Source organism: Rathayibacter rubneri (genome assembly GCF_023743255.1).
Lineage (GTDB): Bacteria > Actinomycetota > Actinomycetes > Actinomycetales > Microbacteriaceae > Rathayibacter > Rathayibacter rubneri.
The window spans coordinates 1-15,691 of record NZ_JAMRYM010000034.1 but is presented as its reverse complement, the minus strand read 5'-3'; the positions used below and the strand labels follow the sequence as shown (position 1 = coordinate 15,691).

Below are 15,691 nucleotides of genomic sequence, written 5' to 3'. Positions count from 1 at the left end.
GTCCAGCGAGTCGACATCGCAGTCGCACCTGATCGAAGAGCATCTGCGCCATCACCTGCACGCACTCCTGTCACCTCACGGAACGGAATCTCCAGCAATGTTCTCTCACCACGTCATCCTCGCGAGCAGCGCTTCGAGCGCTGCCGCAGGGCTCCTGCTCCCCGCCCTCTGCTTCGCCATCTTCGCGCTCTCCGCCCTGTGGGTCTTCCTGCTGAGGCGTGCCGTGCGCAAGCGCCGCGAAGCGAGGACGAGGCGAGCGATCGACATCCAGGTTCAGGCCATGCGCGAGTTCCGAGACGACGGTCGGAAGTGACACGAGAATCCTGGTTCCGATCGTCCCACCCGACCTGTGATGCGGCATCGTGATCGCCTCGGCGCCGGATGCGGACCTCCTTCTGGTCGCGCCGTACGGATTCGAGGAGATCCTCATCTCGCTGGTGATCGGCGGAACCATTGCAGGCGTCATCATCGGCGTGGTCGTCATGGTCTCGGGTCGAGACGGATACAGCGAGCCGGAGAGTACCTGGCTGTGGATCAAGCCGGTCCTCGTCGCGATCGCCGCGTTGGGATTGTGGTCAGACGTCGCTTCGGATCTGCCGGGCGCCGTCGTCTTCACGTTCGCTCTGGTGATCGGGCTCATCTGCGGGCTGACCGTCGTTCCACCTCTACTGGACGGAAGGGACTGGATCCTCTCCGGCTGCAGCTACGTGGTGAGTGTCCTGCTGATCGTTCAACGTCTCTCCTCGGGCTGGGAGGTCGCCGCGATCTATCTGACCTACGTGGCGGCTCTCGCCGCCGGAGTGGCTTTCGCCGGACTCTTCCGACTGGTCTCACCGCTCGGCGGGATAGCGTTCCTGAGCGGCGTCATGCTCCTCGATTTCATCGCATCCCCCTTCGGCTACAGCATGATGGCCGTGCCGCAGGTGCCGGTCCTCGCGGCCGGTGTGCTCGCCGCGATCTTCCTCGGCGTGGCATTCCGGGTGGCTCCCGTCCTGATGGTCGTGCTCTCCGGTATAGCGGTGCAGATCATCGCGCTCTGGCTTCAAGTTCTGATCTTCTTCGCGAGCGAGAGTGACGCCTCTTTCCCGTACGCGCCGGACTGGGCCGGCGGACTCGCCTTCCTCGGCTGCGCGCTGGGCTACGCCGTTCTCAGCCTTCCCGCGCGAATGCTCACGAGGATGGGTTGATCGATGCCCTGGCGCGGCCGACGGGCAGCTGTCGTCGCTTCCACACGTCGCATCGATCCGGTCTGGCTCTGCGGCGCGTTCTGCTCTCTGTCCATCGCTGGAGTGGGCCACCTCGTGCTCGCGGTCGCGGTCCTGGAGACGGACCCGTACGAGTCCACGCTGTTCCCGCCCTGCGCGTTCCGCGAATGGACGGGCGTTCCCTGCCCGGCGTGCGGCGCGACTCGAGCGTTCTCCTCGCTGGTGCACGGCGATCTCGCGGGAGTGCTGTCGAGCAATCCGCTGCTGATCGTCTTCGAGGCGTGCGTCGTCCTCTGCGTGATCGGCACGTTCGCCGTCGGTTGTGATCGGGAGAAGCTCGGGGAGGCTCTTCTGAACCTCAGCGGAGCCGTTCTGATGGTCGGGGTCGCGGCCCGATATCTCTCGCTCGCTGCGCTTGCCGCGCTCGCGGCGTGACAGCGGGTCGGACGCCGGTGAGGGCGGTGCCGGGAGCGCGTGCGCCTTCTCCGGTCCCCTGGAACGCTTCGGTCACCCCTCCGTCGATGCGCGCAGAGGAGGGGCGTTCACCGAGACGGAGGCGAGAAGACGGGAGCCCGGACCGTCCCCTCACACCCCCAGCAGCAGGAACACCGCGAGGTGCCCCACCACGATGACGGTCACGACCACCGCGGTCGTCGCGATCAGCCGGAAGCGCTTGCGCCGCCGCTCGTCCTCCTCCATCCGCCCAGTCAAGCAGGACTCCCGCTCAGCAAGCACGCGTCCCCCTCTCGGGGCGCGCCGCTATCGTGCAGGGATGCCCACGAGCGATGAGACCTGGACCCTGGCCGACCACGACGTCCCCCTGTACCGGAGCGGTGACGGCGAGCACGCGCTCATCCTGATCCACGAGGTGTGGGGTGTGGACGGGCACATCCGCTCGGTCGCCGACCGGTACGCGGCCGAGGGGTTCCGGGTCGTCGCGCCCGAGCTGCTGGCCGAGAGCGGACTGCTCGAGCAGCTCGACACCGAGCAGCGGGCCGACTACGACCACCCGGTGCGGCGGCTCCCGCGGCAGGTCGAGCTGCGCACCTTCTTCGCGCCCGTGTTCACTCCCGAGCACGCGAAGCGGAGCATCGCGATCCTCCGCGCGCTCGTCACCCGGCTGCTGAGCGAGGACGGCGTCACGAGCGTCTCCATCACCGGGTTCTGCTACGGCGGCACGTTCAGCTGGGCGCTCGCGCTCGCGGAGCCGCGGCTGGCGGCGGCGGTCCCGTTCTACGGGCACGTCACGGCCTCCGACGAGGAGCTGGCCGCGCTCGAGGTCGGAGTGCTGGCGTTCGTGGGCGACCAGGACGCGCCGCTCGTCGAGCAGGTGCCGCGGGTCCGCGAGGCGACGGCCGGCAAGGACGTCGAGGTCGTCGTCTACCCCGGCGCCGGGCACGCCTTCTTCAACGACTCGAACGACGGCACGTACGTGCCCGAGGCGGCGGCCGACTCCTGGACCCGGGCGCTGGCATTCCTCCGCAAGCGGGCCGTCTGACTCCCGAGTGGAACCTCCCCTGAGAAGAGGTGTCGGCCACGGTGGTGGCCGACACCCGGTCTCGGCTGAGCTTCTGCCGGCGTCACGGCGCCTCGGTCACGCCGCCTCCGTCACGCGGCCGCCCTTCAGGTGCAGCCGCCGCTGGGCGCGCCGGGCCACGGCGGAGTCGTGCGTCACGATCACCAGCGTCAGCCCCAGGCTCGTCCAGAGCGACTCCAGCAGGGTCATGATGTCGTCCCGGGTGTCCTCGTCGAGCGCGCCGGTCGGCTCGTCGGCGAGCAGCACCGACGGCTCCTTGACCAGGGCGCGCGCGATGGCGACGCGCTGCTGCTGACCGCCCGACAGCTGCGCCGGCAGGTGGTCGGCCCGGTCCGCGAGGCCGACGGAGGCGAGAGCGGCCCGCGCGCGCTCCGACCGCCTCGCGGCTCCGATCCTCTGCGGGGCCAGCGCCGTCTCGACGTTCTCGAGCGCGGTGAGCGTGGGGATCAGGTTGAAGCTCTGGAACACGATGCCCACCTCCGACGCCCGAATCGCCGCGAGCCGGCGGTCGCCCGCCGACGAGATCTCGTGCTCGCCGAGCACGACGGTGCCCGAGGTGGGCCGGTCGAGGGCGCCGAGCATCTGCAGCAGCGTCGACTTGCCCCCGCCGGTCGGACCCTGGATCGCGACCATCTGGCCGTCCGGGATGGTGAGGGTGACGTCCTTCAGCGCGGTGACCGCGGTCGTCGTGCCCGTGTAGCTCTTGGTGACGTTCGTGAGGGTGTACATGTCGTCCTTCTGATCGAGGGGGAGAGGGGTGTCAGCCGACGGAGCGGAGTGCCGCGGCGGGGCGCAGGCGCGCGGCCCGCCAGCCGCCGAGCGAGCCGGCGAGGACACCGCCGAGGATCGACAGCCCGACGGCGAGGAGGATCACCGGGACGGTGATCGGCAGTGCGAGCGCGACCTCGGTGGTCGTCGGCGCGGCTCCCGGCCCGAACCCTCCTCCGGGTCCCGCTGCGGCGCTCGCCGGGGAGGAGCCCGAGAGGGTCGGCGCGACGGCGTTCACGATCGCGATGCCGGCGAGGCCGAGGGCGATGCCGACGGCGCCTCCGATCAGCCCCTGCACGACCGACTCTCCCGCCACCTGGCGCACGAGGGCGCCGTTGGACCAGCCGATCGCCTTCAGGGTGCCGAACTCGCGGGTGCGGCGGGCGACTCCCGAGAGCGTGAAGAGCGAGGCGATCCCGAACGCGGCGGCCAGCACGAGCAGCGACAGCCAGGTGCCGAGGTTCGCGACGAGGTCGCCCGCGGTCGACAGGGACCCCGACACGGTGGAGGCGAGGTCGGCCTGCGTCGAGACGGTGCTGTCGGGCAGTGCGCTCTCGAGGTCCGACTGGATCCTCGTGATGTCGTCGGCGGAGCCGGCCTGCACGTACACGGACGAGATCAGCCCGGCCTCGCCCGAGAGCGTCTGGGCGACGTCGAGGGGGAGGTAGGCGTCGGAGGCGGTGCTCGCGTCGGGCGAGTCCGTCGTCACGATGCCGACCACGCTGAACGCGGTGCCGCCGATGTCGACGGTCGAGCCGACCGTCAGCGCCGCGGTCGTGGCGTAGGAGGAGTCGAGCACGACCACGTCCTGCCCCGCGTCCTCCGCGGTGAACGTCCGCCCGTCGGTCAGGACCACATCGGCGAGGGGCCCGATCGCGCTGCCCGCCGGGTCGAGGCCGAGCACCGAGAACGAGTCGACGCCGAAGGAGGAGCCGCCCGCGCCGTCGGGACCGCCCGCGGGAGCCTCGCCCGCCGTGGCATCGCCCGGTGCGGCGGCGGCGCCGCGATCGGGCAGCTCGCCCGAGAACGTCGTGCTGGTGAGGGAGAGCACCCCGATCGCGGTCTGCACGCCCTCGACGCCGAGCGCCGTGGCGATGGCGGACGCGTCGAACGCCGTCGTGCCGCGGTCGACCTCGAGGCGCGACTGGCTGACGGAGGTCGTGCCGTCCTGGGTCGTGCCGTCGGCCTCGCCGAAGTCGAACCGCTGGCCGCCGTCGCCCGCGGCGGGTGCGGCGGCGGCCTGCGTCACGGTGATGTCGGTGCCCACTCCGTAGACGGAGTCGAGGACGGACGCCTGCGCGTTCCGCACCCCGGAGGAGAACGCGGAGACGAGCAGGACGAGGGCGATGGCGAGGGCGGTGCCGGCGGCGACGACGATCGTCTGCCGTCGCCGGTTCACGAGCTCTCGTCGGAGGTAGGTGGCGAACATCGTGTCCTTCGTGTCGGGGGAGCGGCGCCCCGGGAGCGGGACGCGGAGCGGAGTGGTCCGCCCGGTTCCCCGACGGTAGGGACGCCGCTTCTGCGCTCCGTCTCGGTCGCTTGTGGGTCGCCTATGAAGCGGGGCCGCCGACCGCCCCCCTCCGACACGGGGGCGCTGTTCCGCGCCAGGTCGGCGAGCCGGATCGAGGCGCCCCCGGTCGAGGGTGAAGGGCGGTGCGCCGAGGTGCCGCGGGCGATCGTCGGGCGACTGCCGCGGGATGACGCGGAACCCCCCGATCGCGCGCACCAGCGGGCTCTCAGGAAACCACCAGACGCAGTGGAGTCGAGGAATCGTCGCTCCGGGCGGAGGCGTGGAGCCGGACCCGGCCTCTCCCTACCTTTCCCCTACGGACGTGGGGTGATCACCGCACTGCCGCCCTCCGACCTCCTTCCTCCGAAAGGGAACACGTGCCCGAGAACTCCATCTCCCGCCGCAGTCTCACCAAGTCCGCCGCCTGGAGCGTCCCCGTCGTCGCCGTGGCGGTCGCCGCACCGATGGCCGCCGCGTCCGTCAACACCGCGTCGCTCGCGTGGACCGCGTCGACCACGAGCCTGCTGACCCTGAACATCATCGACACGCAGACGACGGTCACCGCCGGTGCCCTCGTCACCGTCCCCACGCAGTTCACGCTCACGAACGGCGCCGGAGCGATCGCGGGCGAGACCGGCGTGGTCACGATCGTCGTGAGCCGCCCGGCCGGCATCAACATCACGGTGGGCACCGCCCGCGGCTTCGGCGTCCGCCAGTACAACGGCGCCCTGACCCCGACGGGAAGCCGCTCGGTCGTCTACCAGAGGGCTCTGGGACAGAACGTCGGCATCCCGACCACGTCCTACACGTCGCAGCAGACCTTCACGGTCGCGTCCAACGGCACGCTGAACATCCCGGTGCAGTTCGGCCTCGCCGGCACCAACTCCGGTCTCGGCGTCAACGCTCTCGCCAGCTTCCCGGTGAGCCTGTCGATCGCGTTCCCCGACCGCACCCTGTCCGCGTCGACGACCATCTCCGTCCCCGTGGGCGCCGGCGTCCTGTAGAGCGGAGCGTCTCACGGAGCGCCGGGATCCTCGCGGGTCCCGGCGCTCCGTCGTTCCCGCACCCTTCCCCCCGCGCCCGTCGCGGTCCTAGGCTCGCGCTCATCCGGAACGAGCCGACGGAGGCGCCGATCATGACTGCGACACGCGAGAAGACCACCGCCCCGCCCGAGCTGAAGCGGGTCCTCGGGCCCAAGCTCCTGCTCCTGTTCGTGGTCGGCGACATCCTCGGGACGGGCATCTACGCTCTCACCGGGCAGGTCGCGGCCGAGGTCGGGGGAGCGGCGTGGCTGCCGTTCCTCATCGCGTTCGTCGTCGCGACGCTCACCGCCTGCTCGTACCTCGAGCTCGTGACCAAGTTCCCGCAGGCGGCCGGAGCCGCGCTCTACGCGCACAAGGCGTTCGGCATCCACTTCATCACCTTCCTCGTCTGCTTCACGGTGATGGCGAGCGGTATCACGTCGGCGTCCGCCGCATCCGGAGCGTTCGCGAGCAACTTCGCGATCGGCTTCGGCCTGGGCGAGGGGGCCGGCGTCAAGATCACGATCGCGCTGGTCTTCATGGTGCTGATCGCGCTGGTGAACCTCCGCGGGGTCGCCGAGAGCGTGGGCCTGAACGTCGTGCTGACGCTGATCGAGCTCTCGGGCCTGCTGCTCGTGATCTTCGTCTGCTTCTTCGCCGTCTTCGGCGGGCAGGCCGACTTCTCGCGGGTCGTCGCGTTCGAGACGTCGGGCGACAAGTCGCTGCTGCTCGCGGTGAGCACGGCCACCTCGCTCGCGTTCTTCGCGATGGTGGGCTTCGAGGACTCGGTCAACATGGCGGAGGAGACCAAGGAGCCCAGCCGCATCTTCCCGAAGGTGATGCTCACCGGGCTCGGCATCACGGCCGTGGTCTACATCCTCGTCTCGACCCTCGCCGTCGCGATCGTGCCCGTCGGCGAGCTCGCCGGCAACGACACTCCGCTCGTCACGGTCGTCGAGACCGCGGCGCCCGACTTCCCGATCTCGACCCTGCTGCCGTTCATCTCGCTGTTCGCCGTGGCCAACAGCGCGCTGATCAACATGATGATGGCGAGCCGGCTGCTCTACGGCATGAGCAAGCAGGGCGTCCTCCCGCCGTTCCTCAAGAACGTGCTGCCCGGGCGCCGCACGCCGTGGGCGGCGATCCTCTTCACCACCGTCATCGCTCTGCTGCTCACCGCCTACGTGTCGCGCGACACGCAGAACCCCATCGCGGTCCTGCTCGGCGGCACCACGTCGCTCCTGCTCCTCGCGGTCTTCGCGGTGGTCAACGTCTCGGTCCTCGTGCTGCGCAGGCAGCCCGTCGAGCACTCCCACTTCCGCACCCCCACCGCGCTGCCCGTGATCGGCGCCCTCGCCTGCGTCTACCTGGTGCTGCCGATCACGTCGGGGCGCGACATCGCCCAGTACGAGATCGCCGCGGTGCTGCTCGTGATCGGCGTGCTGCTGTGGTTCGCGACCTTCATCGACCGGCGCGTGCGCGGCTACGCCCGCTCGGCGGCGGTCGAGGAGCCGGAGAAGGCCGGCGTCGCGGCACCGGACGCGCACGGCGACGACATCGGCCGTCCATAGCCGAGTCATAGGGAACCTCCCGATACTGGGAGGCATGCCCACCCCCGCTCCCTCGAAGCACCTCGCCCCCGCTCAGCGCGCCCGCCTGAAGCGCGCCGACGGATCCCCGATCCGCGTCCTCGTCGTCGACGACGAGAGCACCCTGACCGACCTGCTGCAGATGGCTCTGCGCTACGAGGGCTGGGAGGTGCGCACCGCGGCCGAGGGCCGCTCGGCGATCACCCTCGCGCGCGAGTTCCGGCCCGACGTGATCGTGCTCGACGTGATGCTCCCCGACATCGACGGGCTGCAGGTGCTGCAGCGGGTGCGCGCCGACGGCAGCCAGACGCCCGTGCTCTTCCTCACGGCCAAGGACGCGCTCGACGACCGCATCGCGGGGCTGACCGCGGGCGGCGACGACTACGTGACCAAGCCCTTCTCGCTCGAGGAGCTCGTGGCCCGGATGCGCGGCCTCATCCGCCGCAGCACTCTGCTCGCGAACGACGCCGACGACCCCCGCGTGGTCGTCGGCGACCTCGAGCTCGACGAGGACAGCCACGAGGTGCGCCGCGGCGACACCTCCATCGAGCTGACTGCGACCGAGTTCGAGCTGCTGCGCTTCCTGATGCGGAACCCCCGCCGGGTGCTCAGCAAGGCGCAGATCCTCGACCGCGTCTGGTCGTACGACTTCGGCGGCAAGTCGAGCGTCGTCGAGATCTACATCTCGTACCTCCGGAAGAAGATCGACGCCGGGCGCGCGCCGATGATCCACACGGTGCGCGGCGCCGGCTACCTGCTGAAGCCCGCCGACTAGTGGCCTCCCGCTCCGGCTTCGGCGATTTCGCGACCCGATCGGCGCTGCGCGGCTCCCGTGCCGGGCGATCCGGCCGGCGTGCGCCGTGGACGCTGCGGCGCCGGATGGTGCTCGCCGTCGTCCTGATGGTGGCGATCACCGCCGGAGTGGTCGGCGCGGTGAGCGTGCTGTCGCTGCGCGGGATCCTCTACGAGAGCACGGACACGCAGCTCTCGCAGTCGCTGAAGCGGCTGCAGGAGTTCGACGGCCCGGGCCCGTTCGCCGGCCCCTCGGGCATCGAGCGCGCGACCTCGTGCCCCGACGACTCGTTCGGCGGCCCGAGCCAGAACCTCAGCACGATCACGGCGGTGCGCGGCGGCGACGGCTCCTTCGTCGGCGCCTACATCGACGGCGACGGCGACTGCCGCCAGTTCGCGGAGGAGCCCGACTCGGTCCTCGCGCAGGCGGTCGCGGCCGGGGGAGACGAGACGACGGTCGATCTCGGCGGCGCCCTCGGCGCGTACCGGACGCAGGCGGCCGTCGTGGACGGCTCCGTCGTCGTCGTGGGCGTGCCGCTGGGCGGGACGACGGAGGTCCTCGGCTCGCTGACCGCGGTGGTCGTCGCGATCACCCTGCTCGCGATGCTGCTGGTCGCCCTCCTCGCCACGGCGATCATCCGCCTCGCCCTCCGACCGCTCGACCGCGTCGAGGCGACCGCGACCCGCGTCGCCGAGCTGCCGCTCGAGCGCGGTGCGGTGGAGCTCGTCGAGCGCGTCCCGGAGGAGGACGCCGACACCCGCACCGAGGTCGGCCGCGTGGGCGCCGCCTTCAACCGCATGCTCGACCACGTCACCGCGGCCCTCCAGTCGCGCGAGGCGAGCGAGAGCAAGGTGCGGCAGTTCGTCGCCGACGCCTCGCACGAGCTGCGCACGCCGCTGGCCGCGATCCGCGGCTACGCCGAGCTGCCCCGCCGCGGCGACGCCGAGGTGTCCGGGGCCGCCGCCTACTCCCTCGACCGCATCGAGTCGGCCGCGACCCGGATGACCTCGCTCGTCGAGGACCTGCTGCTCCTCGCCCGGCTCGACGAGGGCCGCGACCTCGAGAAGGAGCCGGTGGACCTGACGATGCTGCTGATCGAGGCGGTCTCGGACGCCCACGTCGCCGGCCCCGACCACGACTGGGACCTCGAGCTGCCGGAGGAGCCGGTCGAGATCCGCGGCGACGGCTTCCGTCTGCACCAGGTGGTGGCGAACCTGCTGCGGAACGCGACCGTGCACACCCCTCCCGGCACGCGGGTCGTGGCGGCGCTCGCCGAGGAGCACGACGACCGGGGGCGGCCGATCGCGGTCGTGACGGTCACCGACTCCGGGCCCGGCATCGCCCCCGAGCTCGTCCCCGTGCTGTTCGAGCGCTTCGCCCGCGGCGACTCCTCGCGCGCCCGGACGACCGGATCCACGGGGCTGGGTCTCGCGATCGTCTCCGCGGTCGTCGAGGCGCACGGCGGACGCGTGCTCGTCGACTCCGAGCCCGGCCGCACCGCGTTCCGCGTGGAGCTGCCGGCCTAGACCGCCACCCCGATGCGCCGGCGCGCGTCGTCGAGCGTGCGCACCGTCTGCGGGACTGCGCGCCGTCTGCAGGCCTCCGTACGATCTGCAGGCCTTTCGGAGGAGGAAGCGCTTCCCGTCGCGGATGCTCGTCCGCAACCGGCAGGATCTCCTGCAGATGGTGCACACCCCTGCAGGCCTTCGTACCGTCTGCAGGTTCGTGCGCCGTCTGCGGGCTTCCGTACCGTCTGCAGGGGGATCCGTGCGATGTGCAGGGGATCCGGAGGAGGAAGCGCTTCCCGCCGCGGATGCTCGTCCGCTACCGGCAGGATCCCCTGCAGATGGTGCACACCCCTGCAGGCCTTCGTACCGTCTGCAGGTCCGTGCGCCGTCTGCGGGCTTCCGTACCGTCTGCAGGGGGATCCGTGCGATGTGCAGGGGATCCGGAGGAGGAAGCGCTTCCCGCCGCGGGTGCTCGTCCGCTACCGGCAGGATCCCCTGCAGATGGTGCACACCCCTGCAGATGGTGCGCACCCCTGCAGATGGTGCACACCCCTGCAGATGGTGCACCGCCCCGCACGGGGGCGGGGGACTCGAGTGCCCTAGACCGCCACCCCGATGCGCCGGCGCGCGTCGTCGAGCGTGCGCACCGTCTGCACGACCTCGTCCAGCGGATGCAGCGGCGACTCCGTGCGCCCCTCGGCCAGGAAGGTCGCGAGGTGCACCGCCTCCCACGCCAGCCCCTCGCCGGCGCGCAGCGGCGACTCGTCGAGCCAGGTGCCGGAGTCCTCCCCGCGCGTGAGCGTCACTCCGCCCGGACGCCAGAACGCGGGATGCACGTCGATCCGGCCCTCGCTGCCCGCGACGCTCGCGGCCTGCAGTGTGTCGGCCAGCACGGTCGAGGTGGCGAGCGACTGCACGCCGCCCGCGTGGCGGCCGACGATCGTCGCGGTCGCGTCGACTCCGGTGCTGGTGAGGCCGCCCGAGACGACGGTGCTCTGCGGAGTGCCGGCGATCATCGAGACGAACGAGGACGCGTAGACGCCGACGTCGAGCAGCCCGCCGCCCGCGAGTGCGGGGTCGAAGATCCGGCTCGTCGGATCGAAGGGGAACGCCGCCCCGAAGTCGGCCGAGACCAGGGCGGGCGCCCCGACGGCGCCGTCCTCCATCAGGCGGCGCACCACGTCCATGTGCGGGAGGTAGCGCATCCACATCGCCTCCATCGCGAAAACCCCGGCGTCGCGGGCGGCGTGCACGATCATCTCGGCCTCGCCCGGAGTGGGCGCGAACGGCTTCTCCACCAGGATGTGCTTGCCCGCGGCGATCGCGAGCAGCGCCTGCCGCGCGTGCTCCGAGTGCGGGGATGCTACGTAGACGACGTCGACCTCGGGGTCGTTCACGACGGCCTCGTAGCCGGCGGACGCGCGGGCGATCCCGAAGCGGCTCGCGAACTCCTGCGCGCGCTCGAGCGAGCGCGAGCCGACGGCGACGACCTCCTGGCGCGTGTGCTTCCGCAGCGCCTCGACGAAGCTGGTGGCGATGCCGCCCGGGGCCAGGATCCCCCACTTCAGAACGGGGGAGTCGAGGAGGGAGGGGAGCCGGGGTTCCGGGAGCGTCAGTGCCATCCCTCCACGCTAGGGCCCCGGCGCGGCCGGGCGCGAGGGGTCAGCGACCGCGTCGCAGCACCCGCTTGAGCAGCGGCTGCGGCTCCCGCTCGGTCGGCTCCTCCACCTCGAGTCCGTAGAAGCGGCCGATGTCGCCGACGAACGCGGATCGCCGTGCCCTGTCGTAGGCCCGCAGCTCGCGGCGGAACGCGATCACCGTGGCGACGCACATCAGGATCATCACGACGCTGAACGGCAGCGCCGAGAGGATCGCGGCGGTCTGCAGGGCGTCGAGCCCGCCGGCGATCAGCAGCGCGATCGCGAGCAGCGCCGTCGCCAGGGCGAAGAACACCCGCACCGAGTTCTTCGGCTCGACGGAGCCGCCGGTGGCGATCATCGCCATGACGAGGGCGCCGGAGTCGGCCGAGGTGACGAAGAAGACGCCGATCAGGAGGATCGCCCCGACGGTCAGCACCGCGCCCGCGGGCAGATCGCCCAGCATCTGGAACAGGGCGATGTCGGAGTCGACCGCACCGTCGGCTCCGACGAGCCCGCCGCCTCCGACGAGCTCGCGCTGCAGGGCCGTTCCGCCGAGAACGCTGAACCAGAGGAACGTCATGATCGTCGGCACCAGGAGCACTCCGGCGACGAACTCGCGCACCGTGCGGCCCTTCGAGACGCGGGCGATGAAGATGCCCACGAACGGCGCCCACGACATCCACCAGCCCCAGTAGAACGTCGTCCAGCTGGCCTGCCACAGCTCGCCCTGCTGGCCGGCGAACGCGCTCACGGTGAACGAGAGGCCGATGAAGTTCTGCAGGTAGTTGCCGATCGACTGGACGAACTCGCGCAGGAGGAACTCGGTCGGACCGGCGAACAGCACGAAGACGAGGAGAGCTGCCGCCAGGATCAGATTCCCCGAGGACAGCCACTTCATGCCCTTCCCCACGCCCGACACGAGCGAGAGGATCGTCGCTCCGGTCACCACGGCGATGACGACGAGCTGGACGGTGAGCGAGGACTCCACGAGGCCGATCGACTCGAGCCCGGCCGAGATCTGCGTCACTCCGAGACCGAGCGAGGTCGCGACTCCGAACACCGTGCCGATCAGGGCGACGACGTCGATCGCGTTGCCCCAGCCGCCGCGCACCCGTCGCCCGAGCAGCGGCTCGAGGGCCCAGCGGATCGACACGGGGCGGCCCCGGCGGTGGATCGCGTAGGCGAGAGCGAGGCCGACGACCACGTAGATGGCCCAGGCGTGCACGCCCCAGTGCAGGAAGGTCTGCGAGAGGGCGCTCTGCGCCAGCTGCTGCTCGGTGCCGGTCACTCCGGGCCGCGGGTTCGCGAAGTGGGTGAGCGGCTCGGCGACGCCGTAGAAGACGAGGCCGATGCCCATGCCCGCGGCGAAGAGGAGGGCGATCCAGGCGACCATCGAGAACTCCGGCTCGTCGTCGTCCTTGCCGAGCTTGATGTCGCCGAAGCGGCTGACGCCCATCCAGATCGCGAAGGCCACGAACGCGGCGGCGATCAGCACGTAGTACCAGCTGAAGGTGTTCACCACGGTGGTCTGGAGCGAGGCGAACACCTCCGTCGCCGTGCCCGGCGCGAGGAGCGCGAAGGCGACGATCGCCAGGATCAGGACCGCGGCGGGCCAGAAGACCCACGGAGCGAGTCTCCGGGTGGGGGGCGCGGAGTCGGTCGCGACCGCTGTCTCGGTCATGGTGGATCCCTCTCGTCGAAACGGACAAGGGTACACGGCCTCCTCCGGAGCCCGCCTAGGCTCGGTCCGTGACCCCCACCGCTCCCGCGCCGCGGCGCCGCAACCTGCCCGGTCTGATCGCGTTCGCCCTGGCGGTGATCCTGACGATCAGCCAGATCGTCCAGGTCTGCCTCACGACGATCGTGCCGGTGCTCGCCTACCGCGGGGGGCTCGACGCCACCGAGATCGGGGCCGTCTTCATCGTCATCGGGATCGCCCAGCTGATCCTCGCGGCGCTGACGACGATCCTGGGCGTCGTCGGCGTCTCGCGCCGCGGAGCCCCGAAGACGCTGGCCGCGATCGCCCTGGGCGCCGGCGCGAACGGAGTGATCGTGCAGCTGTCCGCGCTGATCCTGCCTCCGCTGATCGGCGTCAGCCTGTCCTGATCCCGCGCTCGGTGGTCGCGCCGCCCGCCGTCCTCGTCCGACGTCAGGTCGCGCGTCCGGCGGTGTAGTGGTTCTGGACCTGGGTCTGGGTGAGCGCGGTGGAGTAGACCGCGGCGTAGCGGAGGCTGCCGCTGAAGTAGGCGGAGCCGACGTTGGGCCAGGAGCCGCCGAGGGTGTCGTAGCCGATCCGCCAGTAGCCGGTGGTGTTCTCGGGGCTGCGGTAGGCGGTGTTGGAGGCGACCCGCTGCCCGTCGAGGTAGAGGGTCATGCCGGTGGTCGGCGAGAGGGTCGAGACGACGTGGTGCCAGTTGCCGTCGTTCACGGCGGTCGGGCTCGTCAGTGCTTCGACGCCGAAGTTGTAGATGCCGAAGACGAGCTTCCCGTCGCGCCCGATGTAGGTGTGGCGGTCGTACTGGCCGCCGCCGGCGCTGGGACCGGCGCCGAACGAGAAGAGCTTGCCGCCGGCGACGGTGGTCTTGAACCAGATCTCGGTGCTGAAGGTCGTGGGGTTGTTCAGCTGCAGCTGGTTCGTGAGGTGGTTCGTCGTGCCGTTGAGCAGCCAGGATCCGCCCGCATCGCGCGGGCACGCCTTCGGGGTGACGGGCGAGCTGGTCATCGTGCCCTGGTAGTAGCCGGTGTAGGCACCCGAGTCGGTGTCCGCGGCGGTGGAGGATCCGGAGGCCTGCGCCAGCGTGTACGAGAACAGCGCGGCGCCGCGGTCGGCGGCGTAGGCCGCATCGCAGGTGAAGAACGCCGCGGCGCTGCCGACCTTGTTGTTCGAGTTCGTGATGGAGGCGGTGTACGCGCCGGAGGTCGCGGGCGTGAGCAGGAGCGCGCCGGCGAGGGCGGCGACGGCGACGGCCGCGGCGGCCTTCCGGGGCTGCGCGAGAGCGGAGCGGAGGCGGGCGAGGAGCGGGACCCGGACGACGCGGTGACGGCTCATCGGGCCGCCTCCTTCGCGGCGGCGCGGCGGCCGTGCTCTCCGGTGTGCTCGGTCGCGGCGGGCAGCCCGATCGCGAACGTGTAGATCAGGGGCAGGGCGCACAGCAGCGCGAACACGATCCAGCCCCAGACGGGCAGGTGCAGAGCGGAGGAGACGCTGTACCAGTCCTGATCGTTCGCGGGGACCTTCAGCCGTCCGACCTCGCCCGAGACCAGGTCCGCCGGGGCGGCGCCCTCCGCGCTGACGCGGATGGGCAGCAGCCCGGTCGACACGAGCACGGCGTCGGTGACGCCGTTCGAGACGGTGGCCTCGAGGACCACCAGGCCGACGAAGGGGCGCAGGAGGAAGACGGTGATCGAGGCGACCAGCGAGAGGCCGAGGATCCGCATCGCCGCGCGGTGCGTGGGCGAGGGCAGCAGGCGGGTGAGCAGCTGCACCAGGACGGCGCCGGCGAGGAGGAGGGGGAGCGCCTTGGCGAGCCAGCCGACGCCGGGGAGCGACGTGGTGACGACTCCGATCAGCTGCTCCTGGCCGGTGGCCCACGGGTCGACGGCTCCGTTGATGTCGCCCTGGGTGACGAGGGTGCCCTCGGGGGCGATCTCGACCACGCGGTGGGTGTAGGTCTCGTCGGGGGTGGTGGAGGGGTGGAAGCTGACGACGTCGCCGACGCGGACGTCCTCGATCGCGGTAGGCGTGGTGAGGACGAGCGTGCCGACCGGGGCGAAGGTTCCCATCGACGGGGTCTGCACGATGAACCAGCGGCCGCCGGAGGCCTGGAAGAGGAGGCCGAGGGCGACGAGACCGACGAGGAGGACGGAGGCGGTCCAGACCAGCGCGGTGCGCAGGCGCCGGGGGGAGCGCGGTGCGGCGGTGGCGGCGGCAGGAGCGGCGGCAGCGGGGGTGTCCGTGAGCGTCATGTCCTCCGCCTCCTCGACGGTGTGGAGAGCGGGGCCGCCTCGGGTGCGGCCCCGCTCATCGGGTGGTGCGGTGCGGAGCCGCTTCGGGTGCGGTCCCGCTCGGGGGTGGTGCGCTGCGGGACCGGAGGGGCGGTTCCGCGATTCGGGTGGGGG

At 71.4% G+C, this 15,691-nt stretch carries 15 protein-coding genes; 9 read left to right on the top strand and 6 right to left on the bottom strand.

What is annotated here, in order from left to right; translation table 11 throughout:
- Positions 1 to 97 precede the first annotated feature (97 nt).
- The 4 genes from NB037_RS09605 (at position 98) to NB037_RS09590 (ending at position 2,703) form a co-directional block, all read left to right on the top strand.
- Positions 98 to 313 carry a hypothetical protein gene (locus NB037_RS09605; RefSeq protein WP_251945434.1) on the top strand — a complete coding sequence of 72 codons (216 nt, stop codon included), beginning with the start codon at positions 98 to 100 and terminating at the stop codon, positions 311 to 313.
- A 49-nt stretch (positions 314 to 362) separates the two neighbouring features.
- Positions 363 to 1,187: a hypothetical protein gene (locus tag NB037_RS09600; protein WP_251945433.1), complete on the top strand. Its 825-nt coding sequence runs from the start codon at positions 363 to 365 to the stop codon at positions 1,185 to 1,187.
- A gap of 102 nt (positions 1,188 to 1,289) precedes the next feature.
- The gene (locus NB037_RS09595) at positions 1,290 to 1,640 is read left to right on the top strand and encodes a DUF2752 domain-containing protein (protein ID WP_251945432.1); all 351 of its coding nucleotides are present in this window, start codon (positions 1,290 to 1,292) and stop codon (positions 1,638 to 1,640) included.
- Positions 1,641 to 1,977: 337 nt separating this feature from the next.
- Entirely contained in the window at positions 1,978 to 2,703 is a 726-nt protein-coding gene (locus tag NB037_RS09590) for a dienelactone hydrolase family protein (RefSeq protein WP_251945431.1), read from the top strand.
- Between the two features lie 96 nt (positions 2,704 to 2,799).
- Here the strand turns inward: NB037_RS09590 and NB037_RS09585 are convergent, their stop codons facing one another.
- Positions 2,800 to 3,471 carry an ABC transporter ATP-binding protein gene (locus NB037_RS09585; RefSeq protein ID WP_251945430.1) on the bottom strand — a complete coding sequence of 224 codons (672 nt, stop codon included), beginning with the start codon at positions 3,469 to 3,471 and terminating at the stop codon, positions 2,800 to 2,802.
- Between the two features lie 31 nt (positions 3,472 to 3,502).
- The gene (locus NB037_RS09580) at positions 3,503 to 4,939 is read right to left on the bottom strand and encodes an ABC transporter permease (RefSeq protein ID WP_251945429.1); all 1,437 of its coding nucleotides are present in this window, start codon (positions 4,937 to 4,939) and stop codon (positions 3,503 to 3,505) included.
- A 458-nt stretch (positions 4,940 to 5,397) separates the two neighbouring features.
- Here NB037_RS09580 and NB037_RS09575 point away from each other — a divergent pair, with 458 nt between their 5' ends.
- The 4 genes from NB037_RS09575 to NB037_RS09560 all read left to right on the top strand — a co-directional run bounded on the left by NB037_RS09575 (position 5,398) and on the right by NB037_RS09560 (position 9,950).
- Entirely contained in the window at positions 5,398 to 6,024 is a 627-nt protein-coding gene (locus NB037_RS09575; protein WP_251945428.1) for a hypothetical protein, read from the top strand.
- A 131-nt stretch (positions 6,025 to 6,155) separates the two neighbouring features.
- Positions 6,156 to 7,613, top strand: coding sequence for an APC family permease (locus tag NB037_RS09570; protein WP_251945427.1), 1,458 nt, complete (start codon positions 6,156 to 6,158; stop codon positions 7,611 to 7,613).
- A gap of 34 nt (positions 7,614 to 7,647) precedes the next feature.
- Entirely contained in the window at positions 7,648 to 8,406 is a 759-nt protein-coding gene (locus NB037_RS09565) for a response regulator transcription factor (RefSeq protein ID WP_279308760.1), read from the top strand.
- A 104-nt stretch (positions 8,407 to 8,510) separates the two neighbouring features.
- Entirely contained in the window at positions 8,511 to 9,950 is a 1,440-nt protein-coding gene (locus NB037_RS09560; protein WP_251945426.1) for a sensor histidine kinase, read from the top strand.
- Between the two features lie 581 nt (positions 9,951 to 10,531).
- Here NB037_RS09560 and NB037_RS09555 read toward each other — a convergent pair.
- Together NB037_RS09555 and NB037_RS09550 are read right to left on the bottom strand one after the other, a co-directional pair.
- Positions 10,532 to 11,554: a Gfo/Idh/MocA family protein gene (locus NB037_RS09555; protein WP_251945425.1), complete on the bottom strand. Its 1,023-nt coding sequence runs from the start codon at positions 11,552 to 11,554 to the stop codon at positions 10,532 to 10,534.
- 40 nt (positions 11,555 to 11,594) lie between these two features.
- Complete coding sequence (locus NB037_RS09550; RefSeq protein ID WP_251945424.1) at positions 11,595 to 13,253, bottom strand: BCCT family transporter; 1,659 nt, start codon at positions 13,251 to 13,253, stop codon at positions 11,595 to 11,597.
- Positions 13,254 to 13,321: 68 nt separating this feature from the next.
- On the opposite strand from NB037_RS09550, the gene NB037_RS09545 reads away from it, so the two are divergent.
- Entirely contained in the window at positions 13,322 to 13,678 is a 357-nt protein-coding gene (locus tag NB037_RS09545; protein WP_251945423.1) for a hypothetical protein, read from the top strand.
- Between the two features lie 43 nt (positions 13,679 to 13,721).
- Here NB037_RS09545 and NB037_RS09540 read toward each other — a convergent pair whose 3' ends face one another.
- A complete protein-coding gene (locus tag NB037_RS09540) occupies positions 13,722 to 14,621 on the bottom strand; it encodes a LamG domain-containing protein (RefSeq protein ID WP_251945422.1) in 900 nt (299 codons plus the stop codon).
- On the bottom strand, positions 14,618 to 15,538 hold the full coding sequence (locus NB037_RS09535; protein ID WP_251945421.1) for a signal peptidase I: 921 nt from the start codon (positions 15,536 to 15,538) through the stop codon (positions 14,618 to 14,620). Before NB037_RS09535 ends, NB037_RS09540 begins: the two co-directional genes overlap by 4 nt.
- Between the last annotated feature and the right edge of the window lie 153 nt (positions 15,539 to 15,691).